General features: G+C 61.9%; 16 protein-coding genes. 10 read left to right on the forward strand and 6 right to left on the reverse strand.

The window, feature by feature from the left end; all coding sequences use genetic code 11:
- Positions 1–5: 5 nt before the first annotated feature.
- From argE to GOB85_RS02560, 3 genes are all read left to right on the forward strand, one after another.
- Entirely contained in the window at positions 6–1,241 is a 1,236-nt protein-coding gene (gene argE, locus GOB85_RS02550) for an acetylornithine deacetylase (protein WP_173576010.1), read from the forward strand.
- Complete coding sequence (locus tag GOB85_RS02555; RefSeq protein WP_173576009.1) at positions 1,238–2,314, forward strand: M14 family metallopeptidase; 1,077 nt, start codon at positions 1,238–1,240, stop codon at positions 2,312–2,314. Before argE ends, GOB85_RS02555 begins: the two co-directional genes overlap by 4 nt.
- Positions 2,315–2,990: 676 nt before the next feature.
- Entirely contained in the window at positions 2,991–5,414 is a 2,424-nt protein-coding gene (locus tag GOB85_RS02560) for a TonB-dependent receptor (protein WP_242011247.1), read from the forward strand.
- Between the two features lie 146 nt (positions 5,415–5,560).
- Here GOB85_RS02560 and GOB85_RS02565 read toward each other — a convergent pair whose 3' ends face one another.
- From GOB85_RS02565 to GOB85_RS19140, 5 genes are all read right to left on the reverse strand, one after another.
- Positions 5,561–7,153, reverse strand: a complete 1,593-nt coding sequence (locus GOB85_RS02565) for an oleate hydratase (RefSeq protein WP_173576008.1) — start codon at positions 7,151–7,153, stop codon at positions 5,561–5,563.
- Positions 7,154–7,378: 225 nt separating this feature from the next.
- Positions 7,379–8,782 carry a sugar porter family MFS transporter gene (locus GOB85_RS02570; RefSeq protein WP_242011248.1) on the reverse strand — a complete coding sequence of 468 codons (1,404 nt, stop codon included), beginning with the start codon at positions 8,780–8,782 and terminating at the stop codon, positions 7,379–7,381.
- Between the two features lie 193 nt (positions 8,783–8,975).
- The gene (gene aroE, locus GOB85_RS02575) at positions 8,976–9,833 is read right to left on the reverse strand and encodes a shikimate dehydrogenase (RefSeq protein WP_173576006.1); all 858 of its coding nucleotides are present in this window, start codon (positions 9,831–9,833) and stop codon (positions 8,976–8,978) included.
- A 131-nt stretch (positions 9,834–9,964) separates the two neighbouring features.
- Positions 9,965–10,978: a LacI family DNA-binding transcriptional regulator gene (locus GOB85_RS02580; protein ID WP_338421619.1), complete on the reverse strand. Its 1,014-nt coding sequence runs from the start codon at positions 10,976–10,978 to the stop codon at positions 9,965–9,967.
- Between the two features lie 430 nt (positions 10,979–11,408).
- Positions 11,409–11,951, reverse strand: a complete 543-nt coding sequence (locus GOB85_RS19140) for a hypothetical protein (protein ID WP_173575979.1) — start codon at positions 11,949–11,951, stop codon at positions 11,409–11,411.
- A gap of 609 nt (positions 11,952–12,560) precedes the next feature.
- Between GOB85_RS19140 and GOB85_RS02590 the strand changes: the two genes are divergently transcribed.
- The 7 genes from GOB85_RS02590 to GOB85_RS02620 all read left to right on the forward strand — a co-directional run bounded on the left by GOB85_RS02590 (position 12,561) and on the right by GOB85_RS02620 (position 22,580).
- Positions 12,561–14,009 carry a cytochrome ubiquinol oxidase subunit I gene (locus GOB85_RS02590; protein WP_173576005.1) on the forward strand — a complete coding sequence of 483 codons (1,449 nt, stop codon included), beginning with the start codon at positions 12,561–12,563 and terminating at the stop codon, positions 14,007–14,009.
- Positions 14,010–14,026: 17 nt separating this feature from the next.
- Entirely contained in the window at positions 14,027–15,058 is a 1,032-nt protein-coding gene (cydB, locus tag GOB85_RS02595; RefSeq protein WP_173576092.1) for a cytochrome d ubiquinol oxidase subunit II, read from the forward strand.
- Between the two features lie 11 nt (positions 15,059–15,069).
- Positions 15,070–15,189 (forward strand): DUF2474 family protein, encoded by a 120-nt coding sequence (locus GOB85_RS02600; RefSeq protein WP_173576004.1) that lies wholly within the window; start codon positions 15,070–15,072, stop codon positions 15,187–15,189.
- 381 nt (positions 15,190–15,570) lie between these two features.
- Positions 15,571–16,470: a DMT family transporter gene (locus GOB85_RS02605; RefSeq protein ID WP_173576003.1), complete on the forward strand. Its 900-nt coding sequence runs from the start codon at positions 15,571–15,573 to the stop codon at positions 16,468–16,470.
- Between the two features lie 91 nt (positions 16,471–16,561).
- Complete coding sequence (locus GOB85_RS02610) at positions 16,562–18,940, forward strand: TerB N-terminal domain-containing protein (RefSeq protein WP_242011237.1); 2,379 nt, start codon at positions 16,562–16,564, stop codon at positions 18,938–18,940.
- Positions 18,937–20,337 (forward strand): ATP-binding protein, encoded by a 1,401-nt coding sequence (locus GOB85_RS02615; protein ID WP_173576002.1) that lies wholly within the window; start codon positions 18,937–18,939, stop codon positions 20,335–20,337. Before GOB85_RS02610 ends, GOB85_RS02615 begins: the two co-directional genes overlap by 4 nt.
- Complete coding sequence (locus GOB85_RS02620; protein WP_173576001.1) at positions 20,334–22,580, forward strand: DEAD/DEAH box helicase; 2,247 nt, start codon at positions 20,334–20,336, stop codon at positions 22,578–22,580. Before GOB85_RS02615 ends, GOB85_RS02620 begins: the two co-directional genes overlap by 4 nt.
- A 644-nt stretch (positions 22,581–23,224) precedes the next feature.
- On the opposite strand, the gene GOB85_RS02625 is transcribed toward GOB85_RS02620, so the two are convergent.
- Positions 23,225–23,932: a YoaK family protein gene (locus tag GOB85_RS02625; RefSeq protein WP_173576090.1), complete on the reverse strand. Its 708-nt coding sequence runs from the start codon at positions 23,930–23,932 to the stop codon at positions 23,225–23,227.
- Between the last annotated feature and the right edge of the window lie 21 nt (positions 23,933–23,953).

The following is a 23,953-nucleotide window of genomic DNA, read 5'->3' on the forward strand; positions in this document are numbered from 1 at the left end:
CTCCCATGGACAACGCCACGGACCGCTCCCGCACGCCCGCCATTCCAGCGCCAGCCCCACCGGCGACCGGCACCACCAACAGCGCCGCGCTGCTGGCCCATGTCGTCTCCTTCAATACCACCAGTGCCCTCACCGATCTGCCCCTCATCACGTGGATCGGCCAGTGGATGGACGCCCACGGCGTCCTCTGGAGCCTCAGCCACAACCAGGACGGCACCAAAGCCAACCTCCACGCCATCATCGGCCCGCACACAAAAGGCGGCCTCGCCTTCGCCGGTCATGTCGATACCGTCCCCGTCACAGGCCAGGACTGGACCTCCGATCCGTTCACCCTGCGCGAAGACGGTAGCCGGCTTGTTGCGCGCGGCGCCGCCGACATGAAAGGCTACGTCGCCTGCATGCTCGCCGCCGTCCCCGACATCATCCGCATGCCACTCGCCAAACCCGTCCACATGCTTTTCACCTTCGATGAGGAAATCACCTGTGACGGCGCCCGTATCGCCATGAAAGACGCAACAGACCACGGCCTCCTCCCCGAATGGTGCGTCGTCGGCGAACCCACCCTCATGGTCCCCGTCATCGCCCATAAAGGCCGCCTCGCCGTCCGCCTCACAGTGCAGGGCAAACCCGGCCACTCCTCACGCCCCGATGAAGGCGTCAACGCCCTCCATGCCCTCGGCGAAGCCATGGCATGGGTCGCCGCCGAAGCCCGCCGCCTCGCTATCGAAGGCCGCCAGGTGGACGGCTTCGATCCCCCCAACAGCACCATCCAGATCGGAATCGCCCGTGGCGGCACCGCACTGAACATCATCCCGGAATACGCCGAGGCCGACATCGAATGGCGCACCGTCCCCGGCGATGATGCCCACGCCCTCCTCGCCCGCATGGAAAACGCTCTCAGCAAAACCACCGGCCAGTGGATGAAACAGGCCGACCCCGCCTGCGGCCTCACCTTCGAAATTCTCAACGAACTCCCCCCGCTCGCCCTCTCCGCAAACGACCCGCTCGCCACCACCGTCCGCCAGGCCGCCGGCAGCAACACCGAAGGCTTCGTCTCCTACGGAACAGAAGCGGGAATCTACCAGCAGGCCGGCATGAACAGCATCGTCTGCGGCCCCGGCAGCATCGAACAGGCCCACCGCCCCGATGAATGGATCGAACGCGACCAGCTCACACGCTGCGACGCCTTCCTCCGCGACATGGTGCGCCGCGTCTGCCTCTCTCCCGAAACCATCCCATGATACTCAGAAAACCCGGCGCCTGCGTCCCGTCCGATGCCCCCGCCCGGATCATACAGACCAGCACAACAGAAAACGGTCCCATCCGCGTGCCCGTCCACCGGCTGTCAGACAAACTCCCGCCAACGCCGCCCAAACTCCCTTCCTTCCCCATCGAAATCGAACCGCCAGACCTCTCCCCCTGGCGCACCGGCAATACCGGCCTCCCAGGCGTCCACCAGTTCCGAAGCCCGGCACCCGGTCCGCATGTCGCCCTCACTGCCCTCATGCACGGCAACGAATACGCCGGCGCCATCGTCCTGGCCGACCTCCTCCGGTCCGCCTTCACCCCGAAACGCGGCACCCTCTCCCTCATCTTCCTCAACCTCGACGCCTTCGACCGCTTCAGCAGCACCTGCCCCACCGCCTCGCGCTTTATCGATGAGGATATGAACCGCCTCTGGTGCCGAAATCTCCTGACCACCGGAACACCCTCAGCAGAACGCAGCAGGGTCGCCGCCCTCCTGCCCTATATCGAAACCGTCGATACCCTCCTTGATCTCCATTCCATGCTCTGGCCCGCTGCCCCCATGTTCCTCGCCGGCCCTGGCCCCGGCGGCCTCGCCCTCGCCACCAAAACCGGAACACCGCCCCTCGTCGTCAGCGATTGCGGCCACGCCACCGGCCCCCGCCTCATCGACAACCCTCATTTCACCAGCCCCGCCACACACGCCCGCGCCTGCCTCCTCGAAGCCGGTCAGCACTGGACCCGCTCAACCCTCGCCGTAACCCGCGAAACCACCACCCGCTTCCTCGCCCTCACCCGTCTCACAGACACCATACCAGGGCCACTTCCCGAACCCAGGCAGGCCACCGTCACTGACCGCGTCGTCGCCCACACCGCCAGCTTCACCTTCCTCCACACCGTCCAGAGCGGCCAGATCATCCCCGAACGCGGCACCGTGATCGCCCGGGACGGCTCCGACGAAATCCGGACTCCTTACGATAACTGCCTGCTTGTCATTCCGAATTTCCGAACCGCCCGGGGCCATACCGCCGTCCGCCTCGCCCGCCTGCTGCCGCCTTCCGCAACCTGACGCTGGCCCCCAGCAGCAAACACCACGTCCACCCGCTCCCTGAGCCCCATACATCTCCCGGGTCCGCTCCTCACCCTGGCCACCCCCATCACGGCAGACGCTCAGGCCCTCGAACAACCAGCTCCGGCACCCGACCCGGCCATCACACCAAAAGTTACCCTCCCCGTTCCCCCTGGCTCCGGCGTGCGCGGCACGCCCGCCCGTCACGGTCCCTCTGATGTGTCAGACATCATTTGTCAGCAACGACCCGGTCCGCGTCATGTGTTGAATCTTATTTCTTCAGGAATGAGAAAAAGACCGGGCGCCGCCCGAACCCGAAAGGGGTCGCAGACCCCTTCACCCCGGTTTGTTTGTAATAGGCCTTTGACCTGTGTGAGACCGGCAGGTGCGGGACTGGCAGGGCTCTGCCCTGGAACCCGGCAAAAGCTCGCCTTTGCAAACCGTTTTATGATCAGCAAAACCGGGGGGCAGGGGACTGCGGTCCCTGCCGGGTCCGGGCTGAGCCCGGATGCTCCCACACACAGGCCACGCAGCAACTCCGGCCTCCCCGCCAGAAAGGCTCCGTCACGTAACCTTCACATTCCCCGGAACTCATTTCTGTTAGCAGCCCGTTCGACATCCGATCCGAATTCAGGGAGCATGACAGAACGTGACTATCTTTTTCCGCGCGTGCCTGATGTCAGCATCGTCCCTGTCTCTGCTTGCCTTCGCGCACACGGCAGAGGCAAAACGTTCCACGCCCGCAAAACATCATCCCGCTTCAGAAACATCGCCTGAAGGACAGCCTGCGAAAGAAGCGAAAGCGTCCCCGCCTCGCCGGAAAGCACCCGTCACCGGCAGGTCCACAGGAACGCGATCCGAAGCCATCGAGCAGATCATGGCCACCGGTCATCGCACCCGCTCCGAACAAACCGTCGGCCACCAGGAAATACAGCGCCTTCTCCCGGGCATGAACCCCATAAAGGCACTCGAAATCCTTCCCGGCGTTGTCTTCCAGAATTCCGATCCATGGGGAAATAACGAACAGAACTCCTCCCTGTTCATCCACGGCTTCAGTAAAAACCAGCTCGGATACACACTCGATGGCGTTCCCCTGGGCGATCAGGATTACGGCAACTATAACGGCCTGAGCCCTCAGCGTGCCGCCATCAGCGAGAATATCGGTTCAGCTTCCGTCTCAACCGGCGCAGGCGCTCTCGGAACCGCCTCGACCAGTAACCTCGGCGGCACGCTGGAATTCACCACACAGGACCCGCTACACCAGTTCGGGGCGCAGATCAGTCAGACCTTCGGAAGCTGGTCAACCTTCCGCACCTTCGCCCGCATCGATACCGGCGATCTCGGCAACGGCAACTCCGCCTATGTGTCATGGGGCCGTCAGGACGCCCGCGCATGGGATTTCGCCGGACATCAGGGCGGAAATCAGGTGAATGCGAAATTCGTCCACCAGAGCAGCAAAGATAAAATCACAGGATTCTTCGACTGGTCCGATAAAGTCGAGCCGAATGAAGACGGAATCGTCAATACCGGCGGGACAAATCTGTATGTCCGCCCGTTCATGTATCCCAACCTTGCCGAAGCGGTAAAATACTATCAGAATTCCACCGCTTACACGTCGTCCGGGCTCAACTACCGGAATTATTATTCCGCCGCCCAGCGCCAGGATTTCCTCGCCTACGTAAAATGGACCCACGATTTCACCAGCAATCTCCACTGGGATAACCAGATCTACTATCATCACGATCTCGGTGAAGGCGTTGTCGCGGGCCCGATCAGCGCGGCCGGACTGCCAACCCTGTTCGGGGCCTATTTTCCCAACCAGTCGTCGTCCGAACTGTCGCAGGCCTTCGGCGGCTCCGGTATGGCCACCCGCACAACAGAATACTGGGATAATCGCGGCGGCATCATGTCGACCCTGCATTACCATCTCGGTCAGCACACCATTGAACTGGGCGGCTGGTACGAACGTAACAACAACACCCAGGCCCGGCGCTGGTACGCCTTCGACATCAACGACCCGACCACCCCCTATGAGCGGCAGCAGAACGCCCTGATCGACCAGTACACCAACAATTTCTACACCAACACATGGACGACCCATCTCCAGGATACCTGGAAGATCTCAAAGAACTTCTCACTGAACGCCGGCTTCAAATCCGAACTCGTCTACACCAACGGAACACTCCCGGTCGCCGGCCTCCCGGGCTCCCTGTCGCCAAGCTCCGCCGTCACGGTCCCCGGAGGCACCATCGCCGCCGTCCGGCCCTTCCTGCCGTCCTTCGGCGCATTGTGGAACATCACGCCACATGAGCAGTGGTTCGCAAATATTCAGGAAAACATGCGGTCATTCGAAGACGCCGGCTACGGAAACGCAACCCCCTGGGGCGTCACCAGTCAGGCCGCCTTCGAGGATTTCAAACGCCACGGAAAACCGGAAACATCATGGACCTATGAAACCGGTTTCCGGACAAACCGCAACGTCAACGCAGGCCCGCTGACAAACATCAGCGGTCAGGTCGAGTATTATCACGTCCACTTCTCCAATCGCCTGCTCTCGGTCTCCTCGTCTCCCAACCTCGCATCGATCGTGGGAAGCGCTACGATCCTGACCAATGTCGGCTCTGTCTCAACCGACGGCATGGATCTGTCCTTCACCCTGCGGTTCGGGCGCCACTTCTCGTTCTACAACGCCCTGTCCTATAACAAGTCTGTCTATAACGATAACTATTCAAACGGCACCTCAACCGTCCACACAGCCGGAAAAGACGTCGTCGGCGTGCCCGCGTGGACCGAAAAGTTTGTCGCCTCAACCGACTGGGGCCGTTTCAATGCCCAGTTCATCGGTGACGTGATCGGAAAACGATACACAACATTCACTAACGATCTCTGGGCCGATGGCTATCCGATGTTCAGCATGAACGCCAGCTACACCATCGAAGGCATCCCCCACGTCAAAGGCCTGCGCGTACAAGGAAACATCACCAACCTGACCGGCACCAGAGGATGGTCCACGCTCACCACGAGCAACGCATCCGCTCAGTACACCGCCTTCCCGGTCGCCCCGCGCATGTTCTTCCTGACAGTGTCAGCCTCCTTTTAAGGCATCACCCGACAGGAACAGAGCCATCAGGAGGCTCTGTTCCTGTTAAACCCGTTTCACCACCCGGCAGGGGCCTGCGGTCCCTGCCGGGTCCAGGCTGAGCCCGGATACCCTCATCCACAGGTCAATCTTCACAACCTCCGGCATTACCGGCTGATCGCGCGGGCCGCATCAATCAGATATCTCGGATTATGGATCGAATCATAAACCGGAATCACCTCTTTTCCGGTCTCAAACAATCCATAAACCGCCATCTGCGCCGTCCGCACCGAATACTCGACCGTAAACACACAGTCATGCGGCGCCTCAACAAACTGACCGAGGAAAGCAAAATTCGCCGCCCCTTCCGGCAACACATCCGGCCGGTCCCCGATCTTCCGTGCCATGAACAACGCATCCACAAACGGCATCGCAACAGGAACGCAGTTCACCTTCCCCTCATCGACAAACGGCTTCATCAGATCCTGAATCTTCAGATGCCCCCACAATTCGTCGAGAATCTCCTTTCCCGTGCACTCCGCCATCGTCTTATCGACGAAATTCCCCTTCCGGTCGGGATAAAGCCCATATCCCCAGAAAATCTTCACATCCCGTGGCTGGTTCGGAAAATGCGGCTGACGCGCAATGACAAACGACATCAGCCAGTTTGAATCCGTCAGCGTCACCAGGCCACCCGTCCCGGACAGATTGCCGGAAAACTCTTCCATGTAATCATGAAAAACCGGGTCCTTCAGCGTCGCCGTAAACGAATACCACTTCGATCCGTCAACGTGACCGCAGAACGGCGACGGATTCCCGAAACCCGTGTCCTTTGCAGCAATCGTCTCCCACAGCTTCCACGACCCGGAGTCCTCAACCCCCTTCAGAACCGGCACCCGGTCCCACGCCCCGTTATCACTGCTCTCCGTGATCGATCCCAGCGTCGCGAAAACATAATTATTCGCCCCGAGCGTAATGCTCCCACCATCGGCAAGATGCAGAACAGTCGCCCGCTTTTCCCCACCAGACGTCTCAAAATCAAGATCGACCACTTCCTTGCCGAACTGAACATCAACCCCTTTATTCTCCAGCCATCTCTGCAATGGCACGACAACAGAATGATACTGCTCATATTTCGTCCGCAGCACCCCGCCCAGTCGCGGCAGCCCCTCCACCATATGAATGAAACGCCGCATATACCGACGCATCTCAGCCAGACTGCTCCACCGCTGAAACGCAAACATCGTTGACCAGATGAACCAGAAATTCGTCTCGAAAAACGCCCCGTCGAACCAGTCCTCAATCTTCCGGTCCCCCAGAGAGACCTCGGATTCATAAACCAGTTTCAGCAACCGCCCCTGCTGCGCCAGCGACAGCCCGTAAGACGACACATCCAGACGTTTCCCACCCTTCAGCAGCCGCGCCTGACCATTTGAAATCAGCCGTTCATTAAACTCGAATGTTTCCTCGGCAACAGACACATCCGGGTTCTCAAGCGACGGAATCCCGGAAAGCAGATCCCAGTAACAGGCATAATGCCGCTCATGCATCCGGCCGCCCCGCGCCACAAACCCTGTCTCCACATCCCCCGAGCCATCCAGAGCGCCCCCCGCAATCCGGTCCTTCTCCAGAATGTGAATGTTCCCGCCCGGAACCCCCGCATCCCTGATCAGCAGCACAGCACTCGCAAGGGCCGCAATCCCGCTCCCGATCAGATAAACATGCGCGTTTTCAGGAGCCCTGTTTCTGGTCCGTGTCATCCGATTCACTCCGACATTCCATCCGTGTTCGTCACGTCCGTCCCGCCGGACAGACAGGAGCAGCCCGGAACACCAGCACCTCAGACATGACAGCAGCCAGCAGGGCACATCCCTGCTTTCCCGCCCGTACTGCGACACACGTGCTATCCGCCGCACAACGAAAAAATGGAGTGATCCAGGTCAGAAAAGCATTACAAATCGGACACATAACCTCCGGCACACACCTCACCGCACAGGCCGGAACGTCCCCTCCCGCAAAGACGTCTCAATCTCCTCCAGACTGCTCCCCGCCGTCTCCGGCACATACCGCCAGACAAACAGAAACGAGACGACATTGACCGCTCCGAACAGCCAGAACGTCCCCGTCGCCCCCAGCGCATTCACCAGTGACAGCGTCACCAGCGAGACAATCGTGTCCGCCAGCCACACCGTCGCACTCGCCAGACCCATCGCCCTGCTCCGCACAGCCAGCGGAAACACCTCGGATCCCACCAGCCACACAGCAACCGACAGTGACCCGAAATTGAAAAAGATATAGCCCAGCAAAGACGCTGTCATCAGCACCATGCGAACACCCGCGATCGGCGCCGAACTCAGAAAAATCGCCCCAAGCACAAACAGCGACAATGCCGCAAACGGCAACATCACCAGCATCATCCGCCGCCGTCCCACCCGGTCGATCAGCAGAATCCCCATCGCCGTCGTCACCGTCGATGTCACACCCACCGAAACCGATGTCAGCAACGCCGCCGAATGCCCGAGCCCCGCCTGCGAAAGAATGATCGGCGCGTAATAAACAATCACATTCGGGCCTGAAAGCTGCGACAACGCCGCAATCCCCAGCGCCACAACCAGCGCCGGCCGCATCCACCCCTGCCCCAGTTCCCGCCAGTCGCCTCCGGCCTCAGCCCGATCGACCGCCAGCACATCATCGAGTTCGCGCCGGACAGCGTCACAATGGCCCCGAAGCCGGTACAGAATGGCAACCGCCCGCTTCTCCTGCCCGTTATGCAGCAACCAGCGCGGACTCTCCGGCAGAAACATCATCCCCACCCCGAGAAACACCGCCGGAACCGCCCCGAGCATAAACATCGGCCGCCAGCACTCGCGCATCCCCGAGAGCTCATATCCGACAAAAAATGCCGAGAGCAGACCAAGAGAAAACACAAGCTGAAACAGCGAGACCAGTCCGCCCCGCCGCTCCGCCGGCGCCAGTTCCGCCACATAAACCGGCACAATCTGCGTCGTCGCGCCAATCGCCACACCCAGCCACAGCCGCGCGAAAATCAGCGTCCCCACCCCCGGCGCCAGCCCGCAGCCAAATGACGCCAGAATGAACACCCCCGCCGCCATCATCACCGCCGGCCGCCGCCCAAACCGGTCCGAAACCGGCCCGCTCAGCACAGCCCCGAAAATCGCCCCGATATTCAGCGCCGCCGCAACCCATTCCTGCCCGCCGGTCGTCAGCGAAAAACTCTGCGTCACAAAAATCAGCGCCGACGCAATGATCCCTGTGTCATACCCGAACAGCAGCCCGCCCGCCGCCGCAACAGCCGCCGCCATCCGCACATACCGAGCCGCCGCCGAGCGCCGGTCCCCCAGCGCCTCAAACTCCGGCACACAGGACATCGCCCTGTCACGAAGACCAGATCCGGCCTGCCTCCCTGAAGCGATCGCCATCACACTGTCCTCTCTGATGCGGGCAGCAACAGGCACCCGCCCCACCTCCGGCAGAAGCCACGGCCTCCCGCACCCCATTCAATAAAAAGGAATCAAACCCTTCGCAGACTTCAGAACAACACCCTGAAGAGTCCGCGCACTGTTACTCAGAAGCCCCGAAAATCTCCTGAAGCGTCTTCTGCATCACCCCCGCGTCAAGCGTCCTGCCCAGCCACAACTCCACCCCGATCACCCCCTGGTTCACAAGCATCCCCAGCCCGTCGAGCGTCGTGCAGCCCCGCTCCTTCGCCTGCCGCAGCAGCTTCGTCTTCGGTGGATTCGGAATGACATCGGCAACAACAAGACCTTTCCGCAACGTCTTCAATGCCACCGGCGGCATCGCCTCCGCATCTCCCAGCCCGATCGACGTCGCATTGATCACAATCCCGACATCCTCCGGCACCCCGGCATCCCCCTCCCACAGCCGCGCCTCCGCCTCACACTCCGTGCTGCCACGAACCAGCGCCGCAATCGTCTCAGCCTTCTTCGGATCACGATTCACCACCGTGATATGAGCCGCCCCCGCCAGCCCAAGCTCCACCGCAATCGCCCGCGCAGCCCCGCCCGCACCCAGCAGCAAAACCCGCTGCCCGGACGGGTCCGTCACCTCTTTCAGAGACGCCAGAAAACCCTTCCCGTCCGTATTATCCCCGATCAGCTTCCCGTCCCGGATCGAAACACAGTTGACCGCGCCAATAATCTTCGCCGACTCAGCCAGCTCGTCCAGATGATCGATCACCGCCACCTTATGCGGCAGCGAGCAGTTAAACCCCGCCCACTCCATCGCCACCGCGCCAGCCACCGCCGCCGCCAGCCCATCCGGCTTCACATCGCAGTTGATGTAACGCGCCTCAATCCCCGCCTCACGATACCCCGCCTCAATCATCGCCACCGTCGGATTATCCGCACAGGGCGTTGAAAAAGATCCCGTCAGAATACTGAGAAAACTCTGGCTGCTCATGACGGCGCTCCATCCGGATAAAATTGCATAGCTATGCAATCAAAGGCCGGCGGACCAGATGATGCAAGAGAAAATCTCCACCAGAACACAGGCGCGCCAACCCGCAGGAGATCACACAGCCGCCCGGAACCTCAGCCGCCCCCCGAACTCCCCCTTTCCACCAGCAGCGCTTCAATCACGGGATTTTGCGAAACCGGCCCCGCCCCGTCCGTCAGTGCCTCCGCCAGAATCCCGCATGCCGCCTCAACCAGACGCTCCACGCCCTGATCAAATGTCGTCAGATCGTAGGCCCGCCACGCTCCCTGCGGAATATTGTCATATCCCAGCAGCACCACATCCTCAGGACACAGCAACCCGCCCCGCTCCCGCAACGCATCGATCGCCCCGCACGCCATCATGTCATTGCTGCAAAACATCCCGTCCGGACGCACGCCCCGCGTCAGCATCCCGCTCACCGCGTCATAACCGCTCTCATACGTGTCATCCCCCCGCAACGACACCAGATCACCGGCCAGCGCCCCCAGCCCCGCGCGAAACCCGTCCCCACGCGCCACCGACGCCACATTCCGCAACGGCCCCGCAAGCCAGACCGGACGCACGACACCCCGCTCCGCCAGCAGCCGCGCCGCCACAACACCCGCCGCCCGGTTATCAGAGGAAACCGTGGAAATCCACGGCCCCGTCAGCCGCGAATTGAAACAGATCACCGGAATCCGCAATGCCCCCAGCGCCCGCGCCACCGCCGCCGATCCAATCGCCAGCGCCGTCACAACCGCGTCGATCCGATACCCAAGCAACTGGTCCAGCGCACTGTCCAGCGTCAGCGCGTCATCCACATGCACCAGCAGAACCTGCAATCCCTGATCCCGCAGCGCACCGACCAGATGCTCAAGCGCGGAAACATAAAACGGATTGGAAAGCCCGCCGACCACAACACCAACCATCCCGGATCGTCCCGACAGCATGATCGCCGGAATCCGGTTCGGTCTGTATCCAAGCTCCGCCGCCGCCCGCAGAATTTTCTCCCGCGTTCCCGGCGCTATGCTCGCCATCCGCGAAAATGCCCGCGACACCGCCGACTGCGAAACCCCCGCCCGCTTCGCAACATCAACAGACGTAACCGGACGAACGTCCCGCGCCCCCACACCCACACTCCACCAGACAAATCAGGCGCAACCATACTCCATCGCCCGAACAGCAGACACCCCGGGCGCCCTGCATCAGACCGGGCACCCCGCTCCTGCCGTCCAGACCGCAACACGGTCTGATCCGCGACACACTCCTCCGCCAGTAATCCCATGACCCCCGAAGCAGTCCGCCAGCATATCCCCGCAAACCCCGTCAACGCGGAACTCACCTCCCGCCTGAGCAGACTCCCCGTCCGGCAATGCTTCCTCACCGGCAAACTCCACGCACCACATGGCCTCACAGAACCCGGACCGGGCCTCCTCAGAATAAACCCCGCCAACCCACAGCCCGATCTTCCTGAGCAAAAGGCCGCAAACTATCAGCAACCCCGGCCCTGGCTCAGAACCGAAAAAACCGCACACGCCCGGCGAACACCCGCCGCCGTCCCTACCACTTAAACCGCACCCCCGCCGTCAGCGCCGCGGAGCCGGTATTACTGCCCGTATTCGTGTCCCGATGCCCGGCAAACATGTTCACCACCAGATCCATGCCCTGCACCCCCTTCACCGGATAAGCCGCCGTCACCGTCGTGCCATGCTCCATCAGGGACGGACTCGCATTGCTGTGCTCAATGCTGAACGGCCCCACCTGCGAAAAATCATCGCGCGGCCCAAATTTCGAACCCAGATCCAGTCGCGGCGCCGTCACATAATACTGCTCCGCAGCAATCCGGCTGTTCACACGATCCGCCGCCGCCCCGACCTCCGGCGCCCCGGCCAGAGCAGCCCCGCCACCAGCAGACCCGCCACCGCCAGAGCGCGCACCCGACAACGCACCACCCGCCTGACGCCCATCCGTCCGGCGCCCATCCGAATGTCCCGGCGGCATAAAATAAGTCCCCTCCTCCGCCCGGGCCACATCTCCGCCACCCAGCAATAACGGAACCACCAGACACATCGCGGATGGCAGAAGCCCACCTCTCCCCGACAAGAACCGGCTCTCCGTAAACCACCCCTGCGTCCCGGTCATGCAGCACCTCTCTTGTGACTTCGCCGCCACAGAAGAGAGAAAAACAAACACCCGCAAATCAGAACTTGTATCATTTCGATACAATTCAGTGCTGCACCAGTCGCCCCCAACCTTCAGGACAACACCCGACACCCCGACAGACGCACCGGCAATCACTTGACGGCACATCATTTAATAATTTACATAAACCATGAAAAATACAGTTAATAAAAATACGAAACAGTAACCCTGACCGCCGAAACACTTCGTGATGCATCTCCTCTTCTGACTCCCGCGTTACATACCCTGAAAAGACGTAATGATTCCTCCATGAAGACGCGTCCCGCAGAGCACGAACAGCATCATAAGAACCGCTTATAATGCTATAAATAGAAACAGTTTGTTATAAATCTGGCATCAGCCTAATGTGCCAGCAGCCGTTTCAAATGAATACAGGCCTACGGAATGAAAATCCGGGCCAATCGTCGCAAATGAAAAGTAAAAAGGTCGGTGAATTCATACGGCCGACCAATACAAAACAGAACATGACACTCACAGACCGCACCCGCTCGTAAAAATCGGAGTATTCCCGTGACCGGAGCCGACGCCATTTTCCTGGCACGACTGCAATTCGCCTTTACAGTCGGATTCCATATCGTCTTCCCCGCCTTCTCCATAGGACTGGCCGCCTTTCTCGCCGTCCTCGAAGGCCTGTGGCTGAAAACCGATAAACAGGTCTATCTCGACCTCTTCCATTACTGGCTCCGCGCCTTCTCCATCGTCTTCGGCATGGGCGTCGTCTCCGGCCTCGTCATGTCCTACGAATTCGGCACCAACTGGGCGCAGTTTTCACAAAAAGCCGGCCCCATCCTCGGCCCGCTCCTCGGCTACGAAGTCATGACCGCCTTCTTCCTGGAAGCCGGCTTCCTCGGAATCATGCTGTTCGGCATGAATAAAGTCGGGAAAAAGCTCCACTTCTTCGCCACCTGCGTCGTCTCGCTCGGCACCCTCATCTCCATGAGCTGGATCCTCTCCTCCAACTCCTGGATGCAAACCCCGCGCGGCTACAGCATCGAACCCGGAACCGGACGCTTCATCCCGCAGGACTGGTGGGCCATCGTCTTCAACCCCTCCTTTCCCTTCCGCCTCGTCCACATGGCGCTGGCCGCCTTTCTCTCCGTCGCCTTCATCGTCGGCGGCGTCGGCGCCTGGCACCTGCTGAGGGCCAGACGCGCCGGTCGCCAGCCCACCGAAGCCGTCAGGGTCATGTTCTCCATGGCCATGTGGATGGCCGCCCTCGTCGGCCCGCTCCAGATCCTCGCCGGCGACGCCCACGGCCTGAACACACTGAAATACCAGCCCGCCAAAATCGCCGCCATGGAAGGTGACTGGGACTCCGAAGGCTACGCCCCCGAGCTGCTCTTCGGCATCCCCGACATGAAAAACGAAACAACACACTACAAGATCGCCATCCCCTACGCCGGATCTCTGATCCTCACCCATAGCCTGAGCGGCAAAGTCCCCGGCCTGAAAGACTACCCGAAAGACCAGCGCGCCCCGTCCTATGTCGTGTTCTTCAGCTTCAGGATCATGATCGCACTCGGCATGCTGATGGCCGCCACCGGACTCTTCTCCCTCTGGCTGCGCCGGAAAGGCACCCTCTGGTCAAACCCGCTGCTCCTGAGAACAGCCCTGATCCTGACCCCCGCCGGCTTCATTGCCCTGCTCTGCGGATGGGTCACAACCGAAGTCGGCAGACAACCTTTCACGGTCTACGGACTGCTCCGCACCGCCGACAGCGCCTCGCCCGTCCCCGGCGCCAGCATCGCCACAACCCTCGCCATCTTCGTCGTGCTCTACGTCATCGTCTTCACATCCGGAATCAGCATCCTCCTGCGCGGATTTGCAGAAGAACCCCACCGTGATCAGGCCGGCCCCGATGCCCGGCAGCCACAGCGCGCCGCCTCCATGGCGTCCGCCATCTCAGACACCGCCGCATCCGGTCACACCGGGTCCGCCAATCCAGGCTCAGGAGAATAACGATGGACCCCACCGGCATGGATCTCACCGGAGCCGCTTACTGGCTCCCCATCGTGTGGGCTGTCCTCGCAGCCACCGCAATCTTCATATACGTCGTCCTCGACGGCTTCGACCTCGGCCTCGGCATGCTCTTCCTCGCCGAACCCGACAAAAAACATCGCAACATCATGGTCCAGACCATCGCCCCGGTCTGGGATGGCAACGAAACCTGGATGATCTTCGGCGGCGCAGCCCTCTACGGCGTTTTCCCCAACGCCTACGCCACCATCCTGCCCGCGCTCTACCTGCCCGTGCTCATCATGCTGTTCGCCCTCATCATCCGGGGCGTCGCCTTCGAGTTCCGCTCGCGCATGCACACACAACAGGCGCAGAACCTCTGGGATATCGGCTTCTGCGGCGGTTCCCTCGTCGCCAGCCTCATGCAGGGCATCATCCTCGGAACCCTGGTCTCCGGAATCCGGATCGAGGATAACAAGTTCGCCGGCAGCAGCTTCGACTGGCTCGCCCCGTTCCCGATTTTCTGCGGCCTCGCCGTCGCCTGCGGCTACGCCCTGCTCGGCGCCACCTGGCTCATCTGGCGCACCGCAAGCGACCTCCAGACCACCATGCGCAAATGGGCCGGAATCCTCTCCGTCGCCATGCTCGTCATGATCGCCGCCGTCTCCGCCTGGACCCCCGCCCTGCATGTCACCTACATGCAACACTGGACCACCTGGCCCCGCATCCTCTACGTCGCGCCCGTCCCGGTCGCCGTCATCGCCCTCGCCATCCTCATGCTCCAGGCCCTGCGCGGCAAAACCTCCAGACGCATCCCCTTCTTCTGCGCGCTCGGCTGGTTCTTCCTCTCCTTCAGCGGCCTCGGCATCAACATCTGGCCCTATATCGTGCCCCCCTCAATGACCATCTGGCAGGCCTCATCCCCGCCAGCCAGTCAGAAATTCCTCCTCGCCGGAACCGTCTTCCTGCTGCCGCTGATCCTCGCCTACACCGCCTACGCCTATCACGTGTTCCGTGGCACCGTGAACGAACACAGCGAGAGCTATCACTGATGGAGACAGCAATGCAGGACAGTAAAAACACCCTGCCGGTCAAACTGCTCTGGTTCGCCGGCCTCTGGCTCGCCGGCGTCGCCACCCTCGGCGTCGTCGCAGGCGCCCTGCACCTGATCATCCACAACTGATCCGACCCTTTGCAAAAGCTCTGTTGTCGTTAAGTGCCGGCACCCTCTCAGGGCTTTGCCCTGGAACCCACCAAAGGTCACAGACCTTTGGAAACCATTTTATTATAAACAGATCGGGGTGCAGGGGCCTGCGGTCCCTGCCGGGTCCGGGCAGAGCCCGGGCTTCTTCCAGCCCTTTGAAAATTCAGGCCTCAACACGCAACGCTGACAGAGCCCGCCAAAGCCCTGAGACCCTGCCAGCCCCTGACACCACACCCCTGCAACCCGTTCTGTTTCATAAAACGGCACCAGCGACTATGATCCGCCGCAACCATCACAGGCGCCACAGTGAAACGCGTTCACTGTGATGGATGCAAACCCTCTGAGCAGGCTCGTGACTTTATGAATGCGCTGTTGTTTCTGTCAGTCGTGCTCATCTGGGGGCTGACCTGGTTTGCAATCCATCTCCAGCTCGGCGGCACAACGGTCGATGTCGCGATTTTCTGGCGGTTTGCCGTGTCCGTCGTGCTGCTGGGAAGCGGACTCGCTCTGACAGGACGGCTGCGGCGTCCCTCGCGGGAAGCAGTCCCATGGCTGGCAGGAATGGGAGCCTGCCTGTTTTCCTGCAACTTCCTGGCCATCTACAGCTCCGAGATGTTTCTGCCGAGCGGCATTGTTTCGGTGGTGTTCAGCATGTCAGTCATCCTCAACGTCCTGAATCAGTGGCTATTCTTCAGGCAACGCCCGGATATCCGGGCGCTGATCGGCGGAATGTTCGGGGTCTGCGGCGTGGCGATGCTGCTCGGAGGCGGAGCAGATACCGGGGCCGCCTCGTCCGTCGGAACCGGACTGGCGCTCGCACTGCTGGGCACAACGCTGTTCTCCTGCGGAAACATGCTGTCGCGACGGGTGGCACGGTTCGATCTCGGCCTGCCAAACGCGGTGCTGTGGGCTATGGTGTTCGGCGTATTTCTGATGGGTGTGAATGTTTTCACACAGGGACACAGCTTCATGCCGGTAATGACAGCGCGCTGGCTGGGCGGCCTTGGTTACCTGGCGGCAATGGGAACAGTCGCAGGCTTCCTGTTCTATCTGATGCTCGCGCAGCGCATCGGCGCGGACCGGGCCGCCTACACGACCATTCTCTCACCGGTGATCGCGCTGGGCGTGTCGGCGTTTTTCGAGGGCGGCCACTGGTCGGAACTGATGATGGCAGGACTGTTTTTGATTCTCTGCGGCAATGTCGTGGCTTTTGCGCGGGTGCGGGCAGTGCGTCAGCCAATGGAAGTCGAACAGGGATAGCCCCGGCCCCAACCACCCTTGCCCCGCCCCTCCTAAGCACGGTAACTGTTGTGCGAACACTCCTCGTCCGGCGCCCGCCGGGCGGTGATCCATGCCGGCCTGGCGGCGCCAACCCGTCGCGAAGAAGCACAGGCCGCGCGCACCACAACCGCCCACGGCAACCACACCGGAGCACAACCAGGGCCGCCCCGACCCCCATGAACACGTCCGCCACCACACGCCGCCGCCCGACACGCCCATGACACCGCCCGACGCGCCAGCACCAGGTACGGAACAGTCCCGAAAACTACGGCTGATCCCGGCCAGCCACCACGCGCCAGGGCTGCCTCAGCCCCGCTCCCCCGGGCCACCCCCGGAAGAAGACGCCCGCTGGATTCAGCCCGGACAGAGCATCACCATCCACGGCCTCACCATCCGCGACGGCATGGTCTATGTCGGCGATTTTCTCGCCATCCTGCCCGGCACCGACTGGATGGCCCGTACGCCCGACGCCAGCCTCATCCGCCCCTCGCTCAAAGTCGCGCAGAAGCGCCCGAACCCCATTCCCGGAATGGGCTACTGGTCGTCCTACAGCACCATCACGCCCGACCAGCGCCTGATGTATCTGCACTGGCTCGCCAGCGGAAAATGCAACACGGATTTTGCCGCCGGTTACGCCTTTCTCTATTTCTACGGGCTGGAAAGGCGCCTGGTTCTCGACGCGCCCGCGCCGGAAGAAGAAGCACTCCTGCTCGCCGAAGTCGCCCGCCTCAAAGCCCTTTACCGCACCGATATCTCTTTTCAGAACGCCGCCACCGCGCTCCTCGATTTCACACAAATGCGGGACGCCCTGATCAGCCCCGAACGCCTCGAAAACTGGCGGCCCGATCTCCTCACCCTCAGCCAGGACATGCCCGCGGCCCTCAGAGTGAAACTCGGCCTTCACGTCCTCCAGGGAATCCCGCTCGATTTCGAACTCGCCATCGCCGCCACCCTCTTCCTCTCCCCCGCGCAGGGCGGCATCCGGCAGACCATCGCCACAACACGTGGCCGACCCGAATTCATCGCCCTCATGCGTGAACGATTTAACCGTGAATACCCCGAGGGTTTCCGGCTGAGAGACCGAAAATCCGGCCACCGGCCACTCACATACAATCCCGCCAGCCACAATGCGCCGCTGAGATTTGAAATCGACGGCCTCGACCACCTGCCCGACCCGGCAACACTCAACTGGACCAGGCTGACCGAACTCTGCGACAAAGCCCGTGACGATCTCACCCCCTTCGCCAGATCCGTCGGCACCGACCGCGAACGCGCCGATACGCTCGCCGCCATGCTCATCCTGCCGCCCGATTTCCCGGAAAGCGACGCCGTCCGCGATTTCACAGCCTGGCTGAACGGCCAGCCCGGCACGATGCCCGAAATCCCCGTCAGCGATCTCATCTTCCGCTGCCTCGGCGTCCGACCCGACACCCCCACCCTGAAACAGATCCGCGATGTCTCAGCCACGCTCGCTCACATGGGATACGGCATGGAACCGGACCCCGGTTTCGGCGGCAGAAAACCCGATAAAAACATCATCCTGTTCAGACAGGACACCACCGGCAGCACGGACGCATCCCCGGAGAAAACAGAAACCTTCGAGATAGCCTCAATCATTCTCGCAGCTCTCGGACCTGCCACCAGAGACCCGCAGCAGGCCGCCGCCCTGACCAGCAGCCTCACAGCCAGCCTCGCCCTGCGCCCCGACGAAGCGCGGCGCCTCACAGCCCGGCAGCGAACCCTCTCCCCGCGCGCCCAGACACTCACGCGCATCCGGGCCGCCACGGACGCCCTCCCGTCGTCGCAACACAACACCCTCATCACCGCCGCCCTCGCCGCCGTCACCACACTCCCAGGCGATATCGACCCTGCTATGGTGGCAGCCCTCGAACACCTCTACGACGCCCTCGCGCTGGAACGACGCGATCTCTACACCGCCCTCCACCACGGCGCCGCCGCCGATGCCCCCCGCGCCTCAGACCCCGTCACCGTCGAACAGACCGAAGCCGCCGCGTCCGGCCACCCGATCCCGCCCGCATCCCCAACATCCGGCCCGGCCAGCTCCGACATCCTCATCGACATGACAAAGGTCCACACTCTCATTAAAGAAACCCGCGAGGTCGACACCCTCCTCGCCCGCATCTACGAAGACGAACCCGCAGAACCCGTAACCGAACCGCTCCCCGCCTCACAGGGCCAGAACCCCTTGCGATTCACCGGCCTGAATCCGGCCTGTTCCCGCCTGCTCGAAACCCTCGCCACCCAGGAAGAATGGACCCGCGACGCCTTCGAGACCTGCGCCCTCACCCTCGGCCTCATGCCCGACGGCGCCCTCGAAGCCATCAACGAATGGGCCTATGACACCTTCGACGAGGAGCTCATCGAAGACGGTGAGCCCCTGATCCTCAATATGACGCTGCTCACCGACGCAGCGGGAGACGCATCATGACCACCCCCGCAACCCAAACCCCGAACAGCACCGCCAGAGCCGCAACCATCAAACCAAAAGACCGCGACGGTGTCCTCCAGGCCCTCCGCGCCGGCGTCGTACCCCGCACCGGCGTCCAGCTCGTCCAGGTCGGCCGCGTCGGTGAAATCAGCCAGGTCGTGCAGGATATCGAACGCATCGCCGATCACGGCTCCGCCGTCCGCTTCATCATCGGCGATTACGGATCAGGGAAAACCTTCTTCCTCAACCTTGCCCGCTCCATCGCTCTCCAGAGCAAACTCGTCGTCGTCAACGCCGACCTTTCGCCAGACCGCCGCATCCATGCCACCGGCGGCCAGGCCCGCAGCCTCTACGCCGAACTCATGCGGAATATGGCCACCCGCACGAAACAGGATGGGGGCGCCCTGGCCAGCGTCGTCGAACGCTTCATCATGGACGCGAAATCCGCCGCCACCGCCTCCGGCCGCCCCGTCGCCACCATCATCCAGGAGCGCCTGCTCCCCATCCAGGAACTCGTCTCCGGCTACGATTTCGCAACCGTCATCGAACGCTACGCAAACGCCTTCGAAACCGGAAACGAAATCATAAAAGCCGCCGCCCTGCGCTGGCTCCGGGGCGAATACAACCTGAAGACGGAAGCCCGCGACGCCCTCGGCGTCCGCTCCATCATCGATGACGCCTCCGTCTACGATTATTTCAAGGTCATGGGCCGTTTCGTCACCCTCGCAGGCTATGCCGGCTTCTTCATCATGCTCGATGAATGCGTTAATCTTTTCAAACTCGTCAGCGCCCAGTCCCGAAACGCCAACTACGAGCAGATCCTCCGCATCGTTAACGACGTCCTCCAGGGAACAGCCGAAAGCTTCGGCGTCTATTTCGGCGGCACCCCCGAATTCCTCATGGATAGCCGCCGCGGCCTCTATTCCTACGAAGCCCTGCGCTCCCGCCTCGCCGAAAACAGCTTCGCCCGCAACGGCCTCGTCGATCTCTCCGGTCCCGTCATCCGCCTGCAAAGCCTGACCCCGGAAGACCTCTACATCCTGCTCGGCAAACTCCGGAACGTCTTCGCCAGCGGCAACCCCGACGCCCACCTGGTCCCCGATGACGCCTTCAGCGCCTTCATGACCCATTGCAACCAGAAAATCGGCGACGCCTATTTCCGAACACCCCGTAACACCATCAAAGCCTTTCTCGATCTGCTCGCCATCCTCGAACAGAACCCCGGCACCGACTGGCGCAGCCTCATCGCACAGGCCGACATCACCGCCGATCAGGCCCCGACAGGCGGCGACATCGATGACGAAGCCCCGACGCCCGCCACACAGCACCCCCTGAAAAACACGGATTCATCAGACGCAGGCTCGCCGGATGACGATCTGGAGAGCTTCCGGCTTTGACGGCGGAAACACCCTCCGCCGCAGGCAACTCAGCCTCATTCGACCTGCTGCACGAAACCGTCCGCCGCTGGCTCTGGCGCCAGGGATGGGGCGAACTCCGCGACATTCAGGAACGTTCCATTCCCTGCCTGCTGAAAGGGAACCGCGACCTCATCATCGCCGCCGGAACCGCCAGCGGAAAAACCGAAGCCGCCTTCCTGCCCATCGTCTCCCGCCTCGCCGAAAACGAACGCAAACCCGGCGGCGGCTTCGAATCCCTCTACATCAGCCCGCTCCGCGCCCTCATCAATGACCAGTTCAGCCGTATCGAAACCCTCTGCGAGGATCTCGATATTCCCGTCATCAAATGGCATGGTGACGTCGCCGCCAGCATCAAGAACCGCGCCCGCAAACGCCCCGAAGGCATCCTGCTGACAACACCGGAAAGCCTCGAAGCCATGCTCGTCCGGCACGGCAACGACGCCCCCCGCCTGTTCGGCAATCTCAGCACCATCGTCATCGACGAAATGCACGCCTTCATGAATACAGAACGCGGTCGTCAGCTTCAGTCACTGATGAACCGCATCGAAATCGCCGCCGGCCATACCGTCACCCGCGTCGGCCTGTCCGCAACACTCGCCGACATGAAAATCGCCGCCGCTTTCCTGCGTCCCCTGAACCCCGATACCGTGGACATCCTGGACACCACCTCCGGCACCCAGCCCGTGAAACTTCAGCTCCGCGGCATCATCGATTCCAGACCGCCCCGGAAAAACAGTAAAACGGAAGCCGGAGAGGCCCCCGAAAACGTCGCCCGCGCCGCCATCACCCGGCACCTGTTCGAAACCTTGCGCGGCCACCGAAGCCTGATCTTCGCCAACTCGCGACAAAACGTCGAACTCTTCGCCACCACCCTCAACGAACGCTGCCAGGCCCTCGGCGTCCCCGAGGAATTCTTCGCCCATCACGGCAATCTCTCCCGTGAACACCGCGAAGAAGCCGAACGCCGCCTCAAAGAGGAACACCGCCCCGGCTCCATCGTCGCCACCACCACCCTCGAACTCGGCATCGACGTCGGCCATATCGATTCCGTCGCCCAGATCGGCCCCGGTCACACCGTCTCCGGCATGCGCCAGCGCCTCGGACGCTCAGGCCGCCGCGCAGGCCAGTCCTCCGTGATGCGGATCTACACGACCGAAATGCCGATAGACGAGCAGATCCACCCCATCGACGCCCTCCGCCCGCGCACAATCCAGACCATCGCCATGGTCAGCCTCATGCTCCGGCGCTGGAACGAACCGCCTCAGACCGGCCAGCTCCATCTCTCCACCCTGGTTCAGCAAATCCTCGCCCTGATCGCCCAGCACGGCGGACTGACCGCAAAACAGGGCTGGCAACGCCTGGTCGAAAGCCGCGTCTTCCCCGAAATCGACCGCGCCCTCTACACCGCCGTCCTCAGACGCATGGGAGATCCCGAGGTCAGACTGATCGAACAGGCCCCGGACGGCACGCTGCTCCCCGGCGAAGAAGGCGAACGCCTCATCAGCCACCGCAGCTTCTATGCCGTGTTCATGACACCCGAGGAATTCAAAGTCGTCACCGATCGTGGCCGCACACTCGGGGCCGTTCCGGTCGAAAATCCAATCCTTCCCGAACAGGTCATCATCTTCGCCGGCCGCCGCTGGCGCGTCCTTGAAATCGATACCTCCCGCCGGGAAATCCTCGTCACCCCCGCCCAGGGTGGCACACCTCCCACCTTCGGCGGCGACGGCCTCCCTCCCGCCGAAGGCGTCGTCGCCGAAATGCACCGTGTCTACAACAACATCACCATCCCGAAATTTCTCGACGAAACCGCCATCACCCTGCTGACCGAAGCCCGCGAAACCTTCGACGCCCTCGGCCTGCGCCACAACAGCCTGTGCCACCACGGAGACCAGTTCCTGCTCTTCCCCTGGGCCGGCGACCGCGCCCAGCTCGCCCTCATCCTCGCCCTCACCGCCCATGAAGTCTCCGCGACCTCGGACGGCATCGCCATCACCGTCCCGGCCGAAGACGAAGACGTCCTTCTCAAAGCCCTGAAAAAACTCGCAGCCGCTCCGGCACCGGACCCCGTCGCCCTGGCCCGCCTCGTCCCGGACATGAAACGAGCCAAATACGACCAGTATCTCGGCAACGATCTCCTCGCCCGCTGCTACGCCAGCGACCGCATCGACGCGAGCCGCATCCCCGCCCTCGCCGCAGATCTGTTGCAACGCTGGCCCTGAGCGACAGCGTCGGGGCGCTGTCCACAGACAAGCAGAGTGAAAGCCGGAAAGTGATACGGGTGCGGCCCACCCCCGGAAGGGGTCGCAGCCCCCTTCACCCCAATTTGTTAAAAGACTGCGATTTGCAAAGGCTCTGTTATCGTTGCGTGCTGATCTGTCATTTTTCAACGGGTTAGCAGAAGATCGGGCTCTGCCCGAACCCGGCAGGGACCGTCACGCGAAGGCGTGCTGCGCACGACGGCCCCTGCACCCCGATTGATTCATAATAAAATGGTTTCCAAAGGTCTGTGACCTTTGGTGGGTTCCAGGGCAAAGCCCTGGGAAGGAACCAACACATTATACCAGAGGATCTGGCCTTTGACCTGTGTGAGACTGGCCGGTGCAGGACCGGGAAGTGAAGGACTGGCAGGGCTCTGCCCTGGAACCCGGCAAAGGCTCGCCTTTGCAAACCGTTTATGATCAGCAGGTCAGGGTGCAGGGGCCTGCGGTCCCTGCCGGGTCCGGGCTGAGCCCGGAGACTCTCATATCTACAGGTCAGTCTTCACAACCTCTGGTATAACGCTAACAGAACCTTTGCAGGGGTTCGGAACAGAGCCCCGCAAAACAGACCCGTTATGGGAATCTTCCCTGCTTTTAAAGACACCTTACACATCCGTCCCCTGCCCGCCGCGAATGCCATGCATCGACACCGCCGCCAGCACCACCGCAAACAGCAGCAAACACCGTCCGCCCAGCCATCCATAAAGAAACGCCCCGGCAATCCCACCAGCCGTAAACGCCAGAACAATGGACGTGTGCAGCAACAGCCGCCTCCTGGCCCGCGCCCGCTGCCCCGGATCGTCACCCCCCACTGAGTCCGCAAACTCAATCCCGATATCCGTCAGCATCCCCGTCATATGCGTGGTGCGAACCCGCGCATCGGAAATCCGCGTCACCGTCGCATTCTGCAAACCCATCAGAAAACTCAGACCATACGCCAGAATGGCCCCCCGCAGCACACCAGGCAGAAAGATGTCATCAAACCCAAGCACTGCAAGCAACACTGCTTCCAGCAAAATGCTCCACGCATAAATCGACACCAGCCGACGACGCCGTCCCGCATTGACGAGCACCGTCGCCAGAACCGCCCCGCACACAAAAGCCACCACAAGAGCGGCGCTTGCCGCAACAACGACAAAATTTCCTTCATGAAGCGCCGTCATCAGCGCCGAAAGATTCCCGGTCATATTCGCGGAATAATACCCGACCGCCAGAAACCCGGACGCATTCACCGCCCCGGCAACCGCCGCCAGCGTACACCCCAGAGCCTGGTCCGCCTCAAAGCTCCGCTGTGTCCCATCCGTCCTGAGCATCGAGACACTATCGCGCCAACC

This window comes from Acetobacter fallax (genome assembly GCF_011516735.1).
Lineage (GTDB): Bacteria > Pseudomonadota > Alphaproteobacteria > Acetobacterales > Acetobacteraceae > Acetobacter > Acetobacter fallax.